Below are 18,002 nucleotides of genomic sequence, written 5' to 3'. Positions count from 1 at the left end.
CAATAAGGCTACATTTACAGCTGCAAATATAGTCGAATTGTTATTAAATCACTATCTTCGCGCCCAATTTACGTAATCAATACAATAAAGAAATAAAAAGCCAACAAAGAAATGAATACACACAGTCTATGTTGCATCGGTTATATTACCCAAGATAAAGTCGTAACCCCTAAAAATACCATATACATGCCGGGAGGCACCTCTTTCTACTTCGCACACGCCATCAAGCATTTGAATGCCAGCGATTTTCTATTGATAACAGCTTTGGCTGATACCGATATGGGCGTTGTGGAAGATATTCGGAAAGAAGGAATTTCCGTCAAAGCCTTGCACAGCACACATTCCGTATGTTTCGAGAATATTTATGGAGAAAACCAGAACGAACGTACACAACGCGTCACGGCAAAAGCAGACCCTTTCACTGTGGAAGGTTTGAAAGATATCAATGCACGGATTATCCACTTGGGTAGTCTGCTTGCCGATGACTTTTCTTTGGAGGTTATCAAGTTTCTGTCCGGAAAGGGATTACTCTCGGTAGATGTACAAGGATTTCTCCGTAAAGTGGACAATGAAAAAGTGCTGGCCGTAGACTGGCCGGAAAAGAAAGAAGCATTGAAGTATATCCATATTCTGAAAGCCAACGAAGCTGAAATGGAAGTGCTGACCGGATGCCGTGAACCACACGAAGCTGCATTACTGATTGCAGACTGGGGTGTCAAGGAAGTGCTGCTGACCCTGGGAGATAAAGGTTCGCTGATATATGCCCAAGGAGAATTCCACGAAATACCTGCCTATCCGGCCCTTCAGATTACAGATGCAACAGGATGCGGAGACACCTATATGGTAGGATATCTGTATATGCGCAACAAAGGTGCATCACATTGGGAAGCCGGATGCTTTGCTGCTGCCATGTGTACCATAAAACTACAATCACACGGACCATTCTGCGGAACGGAAGAAGCTATAAATAACGTGATAAGAGGATAAAATGATAGGGTGATATCTTGCTATCACCCTACCATCTCATTTATAATCCGAATCTCTTCACGGCATCTACCGGCTTATCTGCCTGTGCAGTATCTGGTTATGGGCGCATATTCGCTTTCCTACCGCCCTTCCGAATCAATCTGCGAATCCAAAGATAATAGCCCGTCAGCGGCAAACTTGCACCCACCAAAGCAGCAAGGAAGCTCAATATGCGAGTGCCCAGCCCTCCCCAACTACCTACATGAATAGAGAATATCCAGCCCCGGATTTTTCCTGAAGTGTCGGTATCTTTGTACAAGGTAGTCCCGGTGATTTCACCGCTACGGGGATTGAACGTATAACGGTCGACAGCACGCTGGTTGCCCAACCGATTGAAAGAAACCATAGCAGAGCCTTTGGATACGGTTATCTGTTTATAATCAGGATTGAGCTCCTTCAGTTCTTTGTAAACCTTCTGCCAGCTTGCAAAAGGAGAAAAAGAATTTCTTTCACGATTCTCACCTCCCCGTCTGCCACCAGACCGACCTTGAGCCCGTTCTCCTCCCTGGGCTGCAGTTTGTGCCAGAGCACCATGTCCTCCATCTCCTTGTGTGGTTTCCACTCCGAAAACTTTGTAGAAACCGATGCGATACCAGGAGAAAGACCATGTTAGTCCCGTAAGCGCCATTACCAACAGAAAAGCCAGCGTGTACATACCACCTGCCACATGCAAGTCGTACCAGAACCGACGCCACCCCTTACCGGCAACAATCTTCAAACTGTTCTTCAAAGCCTTTTTTGTACGAGGCCACCAGATGACAATGCCCGATATCAGGACAAAGACAAACATCAGCGTGGCAGTGCCCACAATCATTTTCCCCCAGAAGATGCCTCCATTGGGCTTCATGCTGTCCAACAACCAGCGATGCAGGCGGAACATGGTCATGAAAAACGGTGCACGCTCATACTTTCCCTTTATCTTACCCGTATATTGGTCTACATAGACAGAGGCACGACGGGGTTTGGAAAGATTCACTTGCCAGGCACGCTCCGGAGCAGATGAAGCAGTGACACCCGTCACAGAAACACTATCCGGCAGAGTAGCAGCTACTTTTTCGGCCACCTTGTCCATGGGAAGCGGTGCCGTCCCGACTTTCTCCACATAGTAGAGGTCGCGATGACAAAGCTCCATCACCTCCGTCTCGAATACCAACATCGCTCCGGAAAAACAGATAAGGGTAATCAGTAGCCCGAAGGGGACTGAAAGCCATAAATGTATCTTACGAAAAACTTTCTTCATAGGAGCTTATTCCAGTTTACCTACACCGTTCAATTGAGTTACATTAACAACCAGACCTCTGGCAGCTGTTGCATTGGCTGGGTCTACCTTATAGATGGCAGGATAGCCGGAAGAGGTAGTGACTGCCATATATGCTTTGCCATTTTCCATGTATGGGGTACTACCAAATCCGGAAACATCACTTGGAAGGCCGTTCACATAAGTCAAAGCTCCGGTGGAGGCGTTGAAAATGGCAAGTTGATTGGCGACCTTACCCGCCTCCGTAATGTCTCTATCATACATCAGCAGCAAGAAATAACTGCCGGAGATGTACCAACTGCGCATGAAGGAGTGTCCATTCGCCTTTTCTTCAAGGTTGTAGTAGTAGCCGGCATCAAATTCTTCTGTTTTTGTATTGATACGCACCACTCCGGCAGGCAACGTAGTCTGCTGGCGGGCATCGGCCATGGTCTTGGCATAGCTCGGAGAAAATACATATACATAGCCGTCGTCAGCAAGCCAGCTCATCTGGTAGTACTGTGAACGGTTGCGTCCGGCAGCATAGCTTATCTTGTCGGTAGTGATGACTTTATGAGACTTCAGTGTCCAATCAGCAAAGATAGCAATATGGCATTCATTAGGATACTGAGTCCATTGCAACTCGTCCTTTTCATAGGCACCGCTACCCTGTCCGCCAGATTCTGCCTTTATTAAATCCTCATTACCGGGAAGCACCCACTTGTAGCTACCGTCTTCGTTCTTCTGCATGCAACCATACTGGCTAAGCCCCATGGGAATGGCTGCCGCATAAACCTTGCTGCCCACTTGTTCTATACCGGCCAGTGTCACGTATTCACCATTTTCAAGGAAATTTTCGGCAAGAAACGGAGTATCTTTTGTTACCGAATTCTTTGTATAAGTCTGTTTCTCGACATCCAGATAGGAAATCAAAAAAGATTGGGGAGTATACCCATTTGCATCATTCAGCTCCGTTGGGCCGTCACCGGTAGAAGCTGTCATTATAAATTGGTCACAATAGCCGTAGGTAGTGAAACGATTGACGTTATACTCCTGGCTACGTTTTTCCAGTTCACCGTTTGCATTCATAATGAACGACTGGGTAGTGCCTGCATTTCCCTGATTGTAGTTCAAGGCATACAGATATTTGTTTCCGTAGAACACCCAGTAAGTAGCACCCTCATTCACAAGGCCATTACCAGCAGCAGTAATCTCACCGCTTTCCAGCGACTCGGCTGTCAGCAGGACAGGAACGGAGCTACCTGAAACTGTAGCCGTGGCAGCTATCACATAGTTGCCCTTTGAACCGGAACCGGAACCGGAGCCGGAACCCGGTTCGTCTGTGTCTGTACAAGAAATTAAAGCCATTCCGGTCATTGCCATTGCAAAGAGGCCGGACAAAAGATAATTCTTCTTCATTTGTTCTTCTTATTAATTACACCTATTAAAACCATTATATTTATTAATCACCAAAATGTACACGTATCTTGCCATAGAACGCACGCCCGGCTTTCTGAAGGCTGAAGTTGTCGTACAAATCCTCGTTCGTGAAGTTGCGGCATTCAAACGAGATATTGTAACGGCCGTTCTTCAGACTATAGCTCAATGTCAGATTGTGGGAGAACTGGTCGGGCACCATAAAATCATTGTTCTTGCTACCGACGGCCTGCGAATAGTAGGAAAAGCTATGCATGTACTGGTTGTCGTAGGTCATGGAGAGCACATTCTCTTTTTTTCCAAAGTCGCGCCAGTAGAAGTTCACGTCAAAATCGGCAAACTGATAGGGTACATTGGGAATACGTGCTTCATAGCCAAGATTCTGTACGGAGTTTCCCGTACTTCCAATCTGCCACTTCTCATTGTCACGCACATTCATTCGCGTGAAGTTGCCGCCCACACTCAACCAGCGTCCGAAGCCATAACGCGCCGATACATTGTATCCCTTCGTCAGCACCTTGCCGTAGTTGGTATAAGTGGCCCCTTCTTTTCCTCCGCTCAAGTCCTGAATATTACGCTGGATATAATCCTTCGTATTGCGGTATACCACACCGCCTTCCACGTAGACGGAATGTTTTCCAGAACTCCGGGAATAACTCAGGTTCAAGTTGATGTTGTCACTTTTCTCGGGACGGATGCCGATGTCTCCACTCTCCAGATCTTCGTCACCAAACATCTCTTCGATAGTGGGCAGGCGGTAAGCTTTTTCGTAAGAGAACTTTGCCTGCAAGCCGGACAGAATGAAGTAGGTCCCGGCAGCACCATATCCCCAAGAGTCTACCGTACGGCTGGTGCGTACATAATTACTACCGGTATCATCCTCGGCCATAGGTCCTGCCACATACTGGCGGTAGTATTTGCCGAATGCCGAGAAGTTCCACTTTTCGGAAGGCATCAGGCGGTATGACAAACCAGAGATATTCTTGCGGGTCTGCTTGGCAATGGCATCCGTCTGTTCTTCCACCGCCAACAGTGAAGTATTATCACGCCGGAAAGCGTTCAGCACATGATTGAAAGTCAGCATGTGGACTCTGGCAATGCGGTAATTCAAGGTCAATGTACCGTTCCAATTGTCATTATCGGCACGGGAATACTGGCGGGACTGTTCGCCGGGACTGTTCAGCGGATGTTTCTCACCAAGCCAGTTGTATTCATAGCGGGCAGTATCCACATTCGTAGTGGCATTGCGATTGTAGTTGGCTGTCAGCACCATATCCAGCCCCTTGGTTATCAAGTTGCGTTTGCTGTATTCCATCGAAGGCATCAGTGAATGGCCGAAGCGGTGCTTTTCTCCGAAGACTGTCTTCTGGCGTACGCCGGTCTGTATGTCCTTGTACATGTGCGAATAGGTGAAACCAAACATCAGCCGGTCTGCCCAACTTTTGTCTACAATACCCGCTTTAGCCACAATGGCTTCGTTATGGTAAGTATCATTGAAACGCCTCACACGCACCTTTTCACTCTCGTTGAAACTGCCCGTTTCAAAGTTCTTTACCGGTGCATCTACATGATAATCGTTGTCCGAGTAGTTCTGAAAGGCATTGATTTCATAGCTGAAACCGTTCTTGAAAGTCTGTCCGAAGTCTATGTATGAGCGGTGGGTATTGAACGATCCGTAAGAATAAGAAGCATCCAGAAACCAGTTCCGACGTTTCTTGTTGGTAACGATGTTGATGACACCGCCAATGGCATCCGTTCCGAAGCCTACGGGAACCACACCCTTGTATACCTCTATACGGTCGGCAAAGCTCACCGGAATATTGTTCAGACTGAAGGAGCTTCCCACGCCTTCCTGCGGCACACCGTCAATGAATACCTTGACGTGCTTTCCGCTAAAACCGTCCAGCATAAGCTGCATGTCCGAACCTACCCCACCCGACTCACGGAGTTTCATACCCGGAGCCTTGATCAAGGCATCGCTCAGATTCTTCGTGGTATTCTGGAGTTCCTTCGTATCGACTGCCACAGCATTGAATGCCGACCTCTTCATACGGCTCACTCCGGTAGAAACGATAGTCACCTCATCCAGCTGTTGTGTTTCGGGAGCGATGGTTATATTCAGCTTCATCCGCTCATCATTGACCAGCTTCACCTTCTTTTCCACCTTTGTATAACCTACGGCAGACACCACCAGCGTATAGTCGCCGGCAGGCGCCTTGATATGATAGAGGCCTTCCTGATTCGTGATTCCTCCATAACTTGTCCCTTTCAGATAAACAGTCGCAAAATCCACCGTTTCTTTTTCCGTAGAAATGATTCTACCCGAAATCATCCCTCCTCCCCTCTGCGAACGTGCAGACAGAGAAACCGACAGAAGAAGAAACAACAGAGAGAATTTAAGTGTATATGCTTTCAATTTTACAATGATTATATGTTGTTAATAAATCGCTGCAAAGGTCATTATTAACAGCCAACTGTGCAATCGCTTATTGTAGGTAATTGTATGGAGAGTTTTCATCGTATATATCATACCGCGCAATCACTATTGATAGGTATTATTAATAATAAAACAGATAAAAAAAACCGAAAACAAGCTCGGAAGGTGCTGAGGAAATCTCTTAAATAATAAAATCAAAACAGTTTCTTATTCGTCAGCGGCATTTATGCGGATAATCGTAAAAGAGAAAATAAAGATGTAGCAAAACTGATGATAGAGAAGCCTTATATTAGCCGATGAATAAAGACAGACTAACTTTTCATTTACTAAAAACTATTCGTCCGACAACCGTTACATTATCGTCCGACGGCTGTTTAATTATCGTCCGACAACTGTTGGACGATAATGCAACAACTGTCGGACGAATAAAAATTAGCAAACAAGAAACTAAAGGTCAGTAGACAAGGATATAGAATATAGTGATGCAAAAATTACCTATCCTAACAGCCCCCTTCTATTTATAGGAGCCATCAGATACAGCATCCTATTCACGGTTCATCAAACGATGCTCCGCCATCTGCTCGAACTTTGTGCCGGGACGTCCGTAATTGGCATACGGGTAGATAGAGATGCCGCCACGCGGGGTAAAGATACCTGTCACCTCGATATACTTAGGATTCATCAGATGAATGAGGTCTTTCATTATGATATTCACGCAATCCTCGTGGAAGGCACCATGATTGCGGAAGCTGAACAAGTAGAGTTTCAAACTCTTGCTCTCTACCATCTTGACATCAGGGATATAGCAAATACGGATTTCCGCAAAGTCCGGTTGCCCCGTAATGGGACAGAGGCTGGTAAATTCAGGGCAATTGAAACGTACCCAGTAATCATTGCCGGGATGCTTGTTATCAAATGCCTCCAATACTTCAGGGGCATAGTCCTGACGGTATTCTGTCTTTCTCCCTAAAAGGGAGAGTTGGTCTTTCAATTCTGTCATAGCCATATATTTTTAGTGATACAAGTGTGCCTCATTTAGTAGAAGCCAAAAACTTTTCCAATCCTTCTCTGCGCAACGTGCATGCCGGGCAGTGTCCACAACCATCTCCCGGGATACCATTATAGCAAGTCAGCGTTTCGTGACGTATAAGTTCAAGCACTCCAAGCTCGTCTGCCAGCGCCCAGGTCTCCGCTTTGTCAATCCACATCAGTGGTGTGTGCAGTACGAATTGCTCGTCCATAGCCAGGTTCAGCGTCACGTTAAGCGACTTGATGAAAGCATCCCGGCAATCGGGATAACCGCTGAAATCGGTCTGCGACACCCCCGTCACAATATGATTAATCCCCCGCTCGCGGGCGTAGACGGCGGCTATACTCAGGAAAAACAGATTGCGTCCCGGCACAAAAGTATTCGGAAAGCTGTCTGCCGGCTTCTCCTGGTCCATCTCCATGCCGGCATCTGTCAATGAGTTATGTCCCAGCCGGCCGATAAAGGAAACATCCATTACTTCGAACTCCACACCTGCCTTACGGGCAATGGCCCTCGCCAAGTCCACTTCCTTCTGATGTTTCTGTCCATACAGAAAACTCAGCGCATACACTTTCTTAAATTCACGTTTTGCCCAAAAGAGGCAAGTGGTCGAGTCTTGCCCGCCACTGAATACCACCAAAGCTGTGTCCCTATTCATCTTGTTAAAAGCCTCTCCCCTTGCCCTCCCCCGTAGGGAGGGAAACAGAGAGGGCATTGCTAATTATTTGTTTGACATAATAACTGATTTTCCCCTCGCTACGGGTAAGAGGCTTTAAATATCGCCTATTTTCCATACTTTATAGGAGATGCCTTCATCATAGACATCACTACCGTCTATCCGCTTAATAGCTTTTACCACACGGATAGTCACAGGCAGTATCAATACCTCGTACATGGACTTCAGCAGAATCTGGATACACATCATCACCAGCAACTCCCGCCATGCAATGATTCCTCCGAATGCCACCGGAAAGAAAATCAACGAATCTGCCGTCTCACCAACCACCGTCGACCAAATGGCACGTGCCGAGAAATTACGCCCGTTGCTTGCCAGTTTCATGCGGCTCATTACGTAGGCATTCAGAAAAGAACCTACCAAGAATGCCATCAGACTGGCTATGACAATACGGGGCGCCATTCCAAAGACGAAATTGAAATGCGCGGCACCATCCCAGAAAGGGGCGGCAGGCAACGCCACGGCTATCAGTCCCAGCATTACCACAAAAAAGTTCATGGCAAAACCGCTCCAGATAATCAGGCGGGCTTTACGAAAGCCCCAAACCTCGGCTATGCAATCGTTGATAATATAAGAAATCGGGAAGACCAGCAATCCGGCTGTTACGGTAATACCAAAAACCTGGATAACTTTAGTCTCAAGAAGATTGGCTGCAATCAGGCATACATTGAACAGAATGCCCAGCAACATAAAAGGTACAGATACTTTTTGTTTCATACTCCTGTTTTTTACGTGGTGTTCTAGAATACACGACCGCTATTCACGGCATCATACTTATTTAATCCGGCTGCAAAGGTACAACAAGTTTTGCAAACGAACAAACAACATATATTTTAACCAAAATTCAAGTAAAACGAAAGTCCTTTTTCTATTCCAAGTAATGGCAAACAGCGTAACTATTCAGCGGACACGCCGAAATTGTCCCTCTTAGAAAAGGGCAAGAATGGTGTTGTAAGGTGTGAGACGGTTATCCCAACAACCTGCCAAGTACCTATCATTACAGACAGTATTTCGTAGCCAATGTATTCTGAAATAAGCCCCCGAACATGCAGATAGGCGCTGAATATCTGCGTGGCTGGCGCGCCAACTTCAATCGTTCAACAAACAGAAAGGGGATGTGTCAAAACACCAAAAATATGAAAATCACCCCTGTCACAGATATCTGTAGCAAGGGTGATTTTGTTAAAAAGAGGGTTTTGACACCCTCCTTCTTAATATATAAAGATAAGATTGCGAAATCAGAACTTATAGTCAACACCCAGACCAAACACTTTGTTAGTACGGCTATAAACATTCTTGGTGGTTTCACTTATTCTCTTTGTATAATCATCATAGTTTGTCCAGAAATAGGCTATATTCATAGTCAAATGCTTTGTCATTTTGATGGCAGCACCAAACCCCAGTGAATAAGAGTCACACGAAAAACTTATATCACTCTGAAAACCATCAGCCAAACCATAATCTGTACGTTGATAACCGCCACTAATGGTCAACTGTTTAGCTATATCCCATTCTGCACCAACCAAAATTTCATGTGTGCCATGCTTCAAGGCTTTCTGCTTATCATTGGCCATGCCTGCCGCTTTATCAAAAAAATGGTGATATTCCAGCGTTGCACGAAGCGTGGGAAGGAATTCATAACCAACGGCTGCAGTCAATAAGGCAGGGATATCACTCGGAGTATTCACACCATCCTTATAGTCAACCAAAGGATTCCCTTCATCTCCCATAGCAGTTCCCATTGCACGCACCTCAGCTTTTTTAGTTTTATTTTCGAGATTAAGACTTGTCATAAACTCGTACTTCAACCCAATATTCCATTTGCCCAACTTCACATCAGCTCCCAAGATAGGGGTCAATCCCCAGCCAGTCTGGTCGCAGTCTAAATCGATACCAACCAACTCCATGCCACCATAAGTAGGAATATTGCTGTGTGCTGTTGCAGTCAGAAATCCTTCATACCCGCCGGTAAAATAATTCATACGTCCACCGGCAAACACACCTAACCAATCATTAACTTGATACGACAAGCCCAATTGCACACCATAAATAAACTGACTTCCGTCCATTGCACTATTGATAGAATACATATTGGGAGTGATTTGACCACCTGAAATAGTATGGACTTGTCCCATCACCATTGAATCGAACATACCCAAACCGTCATCAAACGACGCCTTACCGCCACCACCTACAACAGCAAAGCTACCGGAAATAGTCCAGTCTCCTTTCTTATATGCACCTTGAAAACTAGGAATGAAAGGAGCAGAAGCTTTTCCTTTATAATAACGTGTATTCCCATCTTCAATAAACAAAGGAAATGTTGCCTTTATGTTACGGGTCTGATAAGCACTTTGCCCATTCAAAGACAAATAAAGACCATCTTTCGGCAAAAAAGCCAAACCAGCCGGATTAGAATATACACCGTCAATATCAATGGAAGCACCACGAGCTAACATTCTAAGAAAAGATACATGCTGATTTGTATTTGTCAGGATACCACCTGCAAAAGTTGGAATTGAAACGATTAACATCGCAATGCTAATCAACGAAAATTTTCTCATCTAAATCTTTTTTAATTGTTTTCGGGCGCAAAGGTACAACAATATTGCACATAAAAAAGCATTTTGTGCATAAAATTATCCTAATATAATACTTTCATTGAAACATCAAATAGTTTCTAATGAAACAAATGAAAACAATTGTCTTTATATAGAAGATTGACTACCACATGCACTGATTGCATCCCGGTGTATACATTTTCGTAATGGAAGATAAAGGCAAAGCGGACGGCGCAATACTCTCATGTCGTGACGGAATGGGAGTATACGAGACCAGCAGTTTTGAACTGGAAAGATTGAAAGACACTCACATTCTCTTCATAGAAGTACTGATGTAGCGTGCTTTTGCATAAAATAACAGCTTAAACCGGAAGTTTGTGTAGCGTTTTTTGTAATATTGCGCTATAATTCAATCCGTAAATGAAACTTGATTACATCTACCATAGCGGCTTCGCGATTGAAGCGGACGGAGTGACGGTCATTATCGATTACTATAAAGATTCCTCGGAAGAGGTTTTCAATAAAGGTATCGTGCACGACTACCTTTTGGAAAAGCCGGGCGTACTCTACGTACTATGCTCACATTTCCATCCCGACCACTTCAATCGCGAAGTTCTTTCATGGAAAAAGCTACGACCCGACATCCGCTACATATTCTCCAAAGACATCCTAAAGCACCGCCGCGCCTCAGCAGAAGATGCCACCTACATCAATAAGGGCGACACCTACGAAGACGAACATATCCGTATCCAAGCCTTCGGTTCTACCGATGTGGGTATTTCCTTCCTGATAAATTTGCAGGGAAGGCGGCTGTTTCATGCCGGTGACCTGAACAACTGGCACTGGAGCGAGGAATCTACTCCGCAGGAAATACGCAAAGCCGAAGGTGACTTTCTGGCCGAAGTGAAAAATCTGCTGCAAACTGTACCTGCCATAGATGTAGCCATGTTTCCGGTGGACAGCCGTATCGGAAAAGATTATATGCGTGGAGCAGAACAATTCGTGGAACGAATAAAAATCACTATATTTGTACCGATGCACTTCAGCGAAGATTATCAGGGAGGCAACGCCTTCCGGCAGTTTGCCGAGAGCAAGGGATGCCGCTTTCTGAGCATTGCACACCGTGGTGAAAGTTTCGAACTCCCCAACTTGTAGCCCATAATTCGTAAATTAATAATTAAAACACATACTATTATGAAAAATTTGACACAACTTCTTTTTACACTGTTTTGCCTTTGTTTGCCGGCCATGCTGCAGGCGCAGGATAAGGACGACAGTAAATATCTGGCCGGTGCTGTTCCCGAGGTGGACGGCAAAGTGGTATTCACCAAAGAGTTCAGCATCCCCGGCATGTCTCAGGATGAAATCTACGAACGTCTGCTCGGCTGGATGGATGCCCGTCTGAAAGAGAATGAAAATACCAGCCGTGTAGTATTCTCAGACAAAGAGAAAGGACAAATTGTAGGTATCGGGGATGAATGGATTGTATTCAGTTCTACGGCTCTGTCATTAGACCGTACCAAAATCCTTTACCAGCTGACTGTGACCTGCCAACCCGAAAAGAGCGTGCTCGAAGTAGAGAAGATACGGTTTAACTACCGCGAAGGAAAAGAAAAATATACCGCCGAGGAGTGGATTGTAGACAAATATGCCTTGAACAAGACAAAAAACAAACTGGTACGCGGACTTGCCAAGTGGCGCAGAAAAACTGTAGACTTCGTTGATGACCTTTGCCTGGGAGCAGCAGAAGCATTGAGCGCCACCACTGCCAAAGCTCCGGTAGAAGAAAAGAAAGAGGTGAAGGCTGTCGTCAATTCTGGTCCGACGGTAATCACCCCGAAGAAACAAGTTACCGTGGAACCCGCCCAGGTTGCTGAAAAGGCATCCGAAGGCGTCGTGAAAGATGCCCAAGTCATCGAAGTGCCCCAAGTCAAGAAACCTGCCGCACTGGTTCCTGCCCAAAAGAGCCGGCAGCAAGAATACAAGACCATAGCCCCCGAGCAATTGTCAGCCGATGCCATCCAGACCGGAGCAGGCAAATTAGTTATCGTCATCGGCCAAGAGCCTTTCAACATGACCATGATGACAGCAAACTCCGGAGGTTCTTTGGGCAAAGTCAACGGCAAACCAGTTGTATTCAGCATACTGTCGCCCGACCAGCCGTATGAACAAATGGAAAAAGCAGAAAGCTATACCATCCGTTTCTATCCTACGGGACAGACAGAGCCTACGGTCATTCTGGAATGTAAGAAACTGCCTTCACCGGCAACGATGGAAGGTATGCCACGCACGTATGTAGGCGAAATTCTGAAAGCAATGGTCAAATGACCGCACACGCAGACTGCAAATTGTAAATAATCAAATCAGAAATAAACAAATGGAAATAAAAAGTAAATTCGACCATTTTAATATCAATGTCACCAACCTGGAACGTAGCATCGCATTCTACGAAAAGGCACTGGGGCTGAAAGAACATCATAGGAAAGAGTCGTCCGACGGCTCTTTCACCCTGGTCTATCTGACCGACGGCAGTACCGGCTTTCTGCTGGAACTGACCTGCTTGAAGGAGCACCCACAAGCCTACGAATTAGGAGAGAACGAGAGTCACCTCTGCTTCCGCGTATCCGGCAATTACGACGCCATACGCCAATACCATAAGGAAAACGGATGGGTATGTTTCGAAAACACAGCAATGGGACTGTACTTTATCAATGACCCGGATGACTATTGGATTGAGGTACTGCCGGAGAAATGATATTTTACATCACTAAAACAACGAAATATATGAGTATAGAAGAAGCGATGATGGGTGGTATTGTCTTCAAAGGCAAAAAGGACAAACCTAAAGAAGAAAACAAGATAAAGACCAAAGCCAAGAAGAAAACCTACATTACCGGGCAACACGGTTCCGCCTCAGCCAAAATGAAAGCAGAAATCCGCCGCAAACGCGCTAACAGACATAAGAAATGATAAATACAGCCTTATTGCCTGCCGACAAGGACCCGATGGGCGCAGCCATAGCCGATTACTTCAAACGGCATAAAGCCGACCGCCTACGCGTGTTCTCTTCACAATTCGATGAGGACGAAATTCCCGTCGAAGAGCTATTCCGCACAGAAAAGCAAATGCCCTTGCTGGAGCGTACTGCTCTGCAAATGGCGACCGGAAAGATTCTGGATGTGGGTGCCGGCAGCGGTTGCCATAGCCTTGCCCTGCAAGAAGCCGGAAAAGAAGTCCATGCCATCGACATTTCCCCGCTTTCCGTGGAAGTGATGAAGCAGCGAGGTGTGCGTAGCGTGTCACAAACCAATCTGTTCAATGAACAGTTTGCCGATGAATACGACACTATCCTGATGCTGATGAACGGTTCCGGCATTATCGGAAAGTTGGAGAATCTGCCTGATTTTTTCCGGAAGATGAAGCTGCTGCTCCGGCCTGGAGGCTGTGTTTTAATGGATTCCAGCAACCTGAGCTATCTGTTCGAAGAGGAAGATGGCAGTATTGTTATCGACCTTGCCGGTAATTACTACGGAGAGGTAGACTTCCAGATGCAATACAAGAATGTCAAAGGCGACTCCTTTGACTGGCTCTACATCGACTTCCAAACCTTGAGCTTCTATGCCGCAGAAAATGGCTTCAAAGCAGAGCTGGTGAAAGAGGGTACACATTATGACTATCTTGCCAAACTATCCCGACAAGCATAAAAGTGAAGTGCCCCCTAAAAGTTAGACAAAAACTTTTAGGGGGCACTTCCTTTTTTATATCTTGCCTATTCCTACTATTCAGAAAGCATTCCGTCAATCTCCTTCACCAGAGAAGCAAATTCTTCAGGGTTATACAGACGTGTCAGCTTCACAATACGCCCTTCCTTATCAATCAGGACATTGCGTGTGATACCTGCCTTGCGGAGCGCATACTTCGCAAATATATCCGCTCCCGGGTCCAGACCCAAAGGATAGGTCACTCCGGTTGACTTACCAAAAGCAATCACTTTCTCCAACGGCTCGTCACGGTCGATGCCAATCAGCATAAAATCCGGATTCGACTTATGCTTCAGCCATATATCCTTCTCAATGAAAGGCATCTCCTTACGGCACACTCCACACCAGCTTGCGGTAAACTGCAACATGACCACCTTCCCACGAAGTTCCGAAAGGGTAATGCTTTTCCCATCCGTCAGCTTCACTGTAAAATCTGGAGCCATCTCCCCTACCTTAACGATGTAGCCGGTACTGTCCGCCACTACATCCTGCGCCTTGCCTGCCATGCTGCACATAGCAAACAGACAGAAAATCAGAAATCCAACTTTTTTCATTTTATTCAATCTTTAATAAGTAAGCTGTAACTATTCAGCGAATGATATTTTATAGAATGGGCAAACAATTCCCTATAACAAAAAACTCCGAAACACTTTTAAAAAGCAGTTTCGGAGTTTTATTCTTCGAGGTACCTGGCAGATTCGAACTGCCGTACACGGTTTTGCAGACCGCTGACTAAGCCACTCATCCAAGGTACCGGTTCTTACAAGAACTCTTTATTTCTCGTTTGCGGATGCAAAGGTAGCACTTTTTTTGAAACTACCAACTATCCGCAACAACTTTTCTTCTTTTTTTTCGTCACTCCACTGCACTCCGCACGCTTCTTATCATATAAATTCTTTAGTTCACAGCCACTTGCACAGCTATCACACGGATTACCATTTTCTTTGACCCGATGAAAAAAAGAATAAATACTCATGCCAATCCGCACAGCGCAGAGCAACAACAATAAGGCTACTACCCACTCCTGCCAACTATTCATCATAAAAACAGACCTCCTATCTGATAAATTGCAAAAGACATCAGCCAGGCCAGCGCAGTAGTATAAAGCCCCGCAAACACGGCCCACTTCCAACTGCCCGACTCCCCTTTAATGGCTGCCAACGTGGCGATGCACGGAAAATAAATCAGCACAAACACCATGTAACCGAAAGCCACCAGGGGCGTTATCGGAATGCGTTCACCCAAGCTTACGGCATCTGCCTCGGCATCGTCGGCATAAAGCACTCCGAGCGTGCTTACCACCAGCTCCTTGGCGCCCACGCCGGAAAGGATGCCGATGCCCAGCTTCCAGTCGAATCCCAACGGTTCGATGACCGGTTCCATGGCTTTACCAATCCGGCCGATGTAGGAATTCTCCTGCTGTTCCGTCACACTTTCATATTCATCGTGGTTGGGATAATATCCCAATGCCCAGATAACGATGGATGCCACCATAATGATGCCTCCCATCTTGCGGAGATACTGCGCCCCCTTCTCCCACGTATGGCGGAAGATGGCCTTGGACGTCGGCATACGATAAGGCGGCAGCTCCATGACAAACGGCGTATCGTCTCCTTTCACCAGAAAGCGGCAGAAAAGACGTGCCATGACCACTGCCAACAGAATGCCGATGGCATAGATTACTAACAGCACAAAGCTCGCATTGTTCGGAAAGAAGGCGCCTACCAGCAATAAATAGATGGGTAGACGGGCGCTGCACGACATCAGCGGATTGATGAGCATCGTCACCAGACGGCTCTTGCGGTTCTCAATGGTACGCGAAGCCATAATGGCGGGCACATTACACCCAAAGCCCATAATCAGCGGAATGAAAGACTTTCCATGCAGCCCCATTTTATGCATAATCTTATCCATAATGAAAGCGGCACGTGCCATATAGCCCGAGTCTTCCATCAAGGAAATAAAGAAATAGAGCAACAGAATATTCGGCAGGAAAACAATGACACCGCCCACACCTCCGATAATACCATCCACCAGAAGGTCCTTCAGCGGTCCTTCGGACATTTTGTTGCGTATCAGGTCGCCCAATTCGCCTACCAGCCATTCAATCCCCTGCATAGGATAGTCGCCCAGCACAAAGGTGCCTTCGAACATCAGATAAAGGAAAAGGAAGAAAATGGGATAACCCCATACACGGTGAGTAACGATTGAGTCTATGATTTGAGTAGTGCGCGACGTATCCTGATGATTGTCCACATAGGTCTCGCGCAGGGCACCGGCTATAAAACCATACTTGGCATCGGTGATGGCCTGCTCGCTCTCCTCGTTCACCACCTCGGCAATCCGTGCCTCTTCCCGGTCGCGGACAGCAAGAATCTCCTTTCCATTGGGCAACTCCTCCACAATCTTTTTCAAGTCTTCGTCGTTCTCCAGCAACTTGATGGCAAGGAAACGCGTGGAATATTTGTGGCGGATGTTCTCATTGACGCTGATGACGCGCTTCACCTCCTCAATGCTACGTTCCAGCTCGGGACCGTGATTGATATGGATATGACGGTAGAAGCCACGCGGCTGTTCTATCTCTTCTTTATGGCTGCCGAAGTCATGGTCGGGAACATACTCCTGATGCCAGCTGCGAAGGTCACTCAATATCTCGCTGCGCATCCTGCCCTTATGGTCGAGGAAGTCGCCGCCTTCGTAAATATTGATAATCACATGGAACAGCTGTTCAATGCCTTTTCCGCTACGGCTGACCGTAGGCAACATCGGAACTCCGAACAACTGGCTGAGCTTTACATAGTCCAGCGTGTTTCCACTGGCTTCCAGCTCATCGTACATGTTCAGTGCAATCACCATGCGCACGTTCATGTCAATCAGCTGGGTGGTGAGATAGAGATTGCGTTCCAGGTTGGAAGAGTCCACAACATTGATAATGATATCCGGCGTTTCATTGATGATGTGCCGGCGGACATAGATTTCTTCAGGGGAGTAGGCCGAGAGGGAATAGGTTCCGGGAAGGTCGACAATACGGAAATGGTAGCCCTGGAAGTCAAAATACCCCTCCTTGGCATCTACCGTAACGCCACTGTAATTGCCCACATGCTCGTGCGAACCGGAAGCGATGTTGAAAAGAGAAGTTTTACCACAGTTGGGATTTCCCACCAAAGCCACATTTATGGTGCGGCGTTTGCCGAGGGCCAGTTGCTTCAGCTCATCTTCGCCCAGATGCATGTTTTCGCCCAACCCCTCGTGGTAATCGGGCTGCACAGCCTGCTCCTTAGCTTCCTGCTCACTGATAATCTCTATCATCTCAGCCTCCTGCCGACGAAGAGAAATCTCATATCCCATTACTTTGTATTTGATAGGGTCGCGTAGTGGGGCATTCAGCAAGACCTCCACTGTTTTACCTTTAATAAATCCCATTTCCACAATCCGTTTGCGGAAACCACCGTGTCCCAGCACTTTTACGATTACACCTTTTTCACCGGTATTCAATTCGGACAAACGCATAGTCTTTCTGCCTTTCTTTTCTATTTTGGGGGCAAAGATAATACTTATGTCCGCAAGGCACAAATAATTTAGAATGTTTTTAAATAAGAGACACTAAACAATAATGCCCAGAAGGCAAAACACTACTTCCAGAGATACTAAATCGTAACTTCACCACACCTTTGTTCTTTTCTTACCACAGCTGTGGTAAGAAAAGAACAAAGGTGTGGTATGCATAAAACACAGCTGTGGTAAGATTAGCTTTTAGCAAATACGACCTTAGCCGAT

General features: G+C 46.2%; 16 protein-coding genes, 1 tRNA gene and 1 pseudogene. 7 read left to right on the top strand and 11 right to left on the bottom strand.

Going from position 1 to position 18,002, the window contains the following annotated elements; genetic code table 11:
• The first annotated feature begins 111 nt into the window (after positions 1-111).
• The gene (locus tag M1B78_RS02065; protein WP_136009483.1) at positions 112-987 is read left to right on the top strand and encodes a PfkB family carbohydrate kinase; all 876 of its coding nucleotides are present in this window, start codon (positions 112-114) and stop codon (positions 985-987) included.
• Between the two features lie 97 nt (positions 988-1,084).
• Here the strand turns inward: M1B78_RS02065 and M1B78_RS02060 are convergent, their stop codons facing one another.
• The 7 genes from M1B78_RS02060 to M1B78_RS02030 form a co-directional block, all read right to left on the bottom strand.
• Positions 1,085-2,266 carry a PepSY-associated TM helix domain-containing protein gene (locus M1B78_RS02060; RefSeq protein ID WP_257939762.1) on the bottom strand — a complete coding sequence of 394 codons (1,182 nt, stop codon included), beginning with the start codon at positions 2,264-2,266 and terminating at the stop codon, positions 1,085-1,087.
• Between the two features lie 6 nt (positions 2,267-2,272).
• Positions 2,273-3,682: a DUF4374 domain-containing protein gene (locus tag M1B78_RS02055; RefSeq protein ID WP_257939761.1), complete on the bottom strand. Its 1,410-nt coding sequence runs from the start codon at positions 3,680-3,682 to the stop codon at positions 2,273-2,275.
• A gap of 43 nt (positions 3,683-3,725) precedes the next feature.
• On the bottom strand, positions 3,726-6,032 hold the full coding sequence (locus M1B78_RS02050; RefSeq protein ID WP_257939788.1) for a TonB-dependent receptor: 2,307 nt from the start codon (positions 6,030-6,032) through the stop codon (positions 3,726-3,728).
• A 649-nt stretch (positions 6,033-6,681) separates the two neighbouring features.
• On the bottom strand, positions 6,682-7,137 hold the full coding sequence (queF, locus tag M1B78_RS02045) for a preQ(1) synthase (protein WP_008664917.1): 456 nt from the start codon (positions 7,135-7,137) through the stop codon (positions 6,682-6,684).
• 31 nt (positions 7,138-7,168) lie between these two features.
• Positions 7,169-7,825 carry a 7-cyano-7-deazaguanine synthase QueC gene (gene queC, locus M1B78_RS02040; RefSeq protein WP_005831503.1) on the bottom strand — a complete coding sequence of 219 codons (657 nt, stop codon included), beginning with the start codon at positions 7,823-7,825 and terminating at the stop codon, positions 7,169-7,171.
• A 114-nt stretch (positions 7,826-7,939) separates the two neighbouring features.
• On the bottom strand, positions 7,940-8,620 hold the full coding sequence (locus tag M1B78_RS02035) for a queuosine precursor transporter (protein WP_257939760.1): 681 nt from the start codon (positions 8,618-8,620) through the stop codon (positions 7,940-7,942).
• Between the two features lie 521 nt (positions 8,621-9,141).
• A complete protein-coding gene (locus tag M1B78_RS02030; RefSeq protein WP_257939759.1) occupies positions 9,142-10,467 on the bottom strand; it encodes an OmpP1/FadL family transporter in 1,326 nt (441 codons plus the stop codon).
• Positions 10,468-10,619: 152 nt separating this feature from the next.
• On the opposite strand from M1B78_RS02030, the pseudogene M1B78_RS02025 reads away from it, so the two are divergent.
• The 6 genes and pseudogenes from M1B78_RS02025 to M1B78_RS02000 all read left to right on the top strand — a co-directional run.
• Positions 10,620-10,802 (top strand): annotated as a pseudogene (locus M1B78_RS02025) (pirin family protein); the annotation flags it as partial.
• Between the two features lie 82 nt (positions 10,803-10,884).
• Complete coding sequence (locus tag M1B78_RS02020; RefSeq protein WP_257939758.1) at positions 10,885-11,619, top strand: MBL fold metallo-hydrolase; 735 nt, start codon at positions 10,885-10,887, stop codon at positions 11,617-11,619.
• Between the two features lie 39 nt (positions 11,620-11,658).
• Entirely contained in the window at positions 11,659-12,792 is a 1,134-nt protein-coding gene (locus M1B78_RS02015) for a DUF4468 domain-containing protein (protein ID WP_257939757.1), read from the top strand.
• A 49-nt stretch (positions 12,793-12,841) separates the two neighbouring features.
• Positions 12,842-13,219, top strand: coding sequence for a VOC family protein (locus tag M1B78_RS02010; RefSeq protein ID WP_005832456.1), 378 nt, complete (start codon positions 12,842-12,844; stop codon positions 13,217-13,219).
• A gap of 29 nt (positions 13,220-13,248) precedes the next feature.
• Positions 13,249-13,434 carry a hypothetical protein gene (locus tag M1B78_RS02005; protein ID WP_008664928.1) on the top strand — a complete coding sequence of 62 codons (186 nt, stop codon included), beginning with the start codon at positions 13,249-13,251 and terminating at the stop codon, positions 13,432-13,434.
• Positions 13,431-14,168 (top strand): class I SAM-dependent methyltransferase, encoded by a 738-nt coding sequence (locus M1B78_RS02000; RefSeq protein ID WP_175332214.1) that lies wholly within the window; start codon positions 13,431-13,433, stop codon positions 14,166-14,168. The genes M1B78_RS02005 and M1B78_RS02000 overlap by 4 nt, the downstream gene beginning before the upstream one ends.
• 74 nt (positions 14,169-14,242) lie before the next feature.
• Here the strand turns inward: M1B78_RS02000 and M1B78_RS01995 are convergent, their stop codons facing one another.
• The 4 genes from M1B78_RS01995 to feoB form a co-directional block, all read right to left on the bottom strand.
• Positions 14,243-14,779: a TlpA family protein disulfide reductase gene (locus M1B78_RS01995; protein ID WP_016274283.1), complete on the bottom strand. Its 537-nt coding sequence runs from the start codon at positions 14,777-14,779 to the stop codon at positions 14,243-14,245.
• 129 nt (positions 14,780-14,908) lie between these two features.
• Positions 14,909-14,980 (bottom strand) — tRNA-Cys (locus M1B78_RS01990).
• Between the two features lie 68 nt (positions 14,981-15,048).
• A complete protein-coding gene (locus M1B78_RS01985) occupies positions 15,049-15,264 on the bottom strand; it encodes a hypothetical protein (protein WP_370293441.1) in 216 nt (71 codons plus the stop codon).
• Positions 15,264-17,735, bottom strand: coding sequence for a ferrous iron transport protein B (gene feoB / locus M1B78_RS01980; RefSeq protein ID WP_044468424.1), 2,472 nt, complete (start codon positions 17,733-17,735; stop codon positions 15,264-15,266). The genes M1B78_RS01985 and feoB overlap by 1 nt, the downstream gene beginning before the upstream one ends.
• Positions 17,736-18,002 lie beyond the last annotated feature (267 nt).

The sequence above is a fragment of the Bacteroides muris (ex Fokt et al. 2023) genome (assembly GCF_024704895.1).
Lineage (GTDB): Bacteria > Bacteroidota > Bacteroidia > Bacteroidales > Bacteroidaceae > Bacteroides > Bacteroides muris.
The sequence above is the reverse complement of the archived record's forward strand: the minus strand, read 5'-3'. Positions and strand labels throughout refer to the sequence as shown.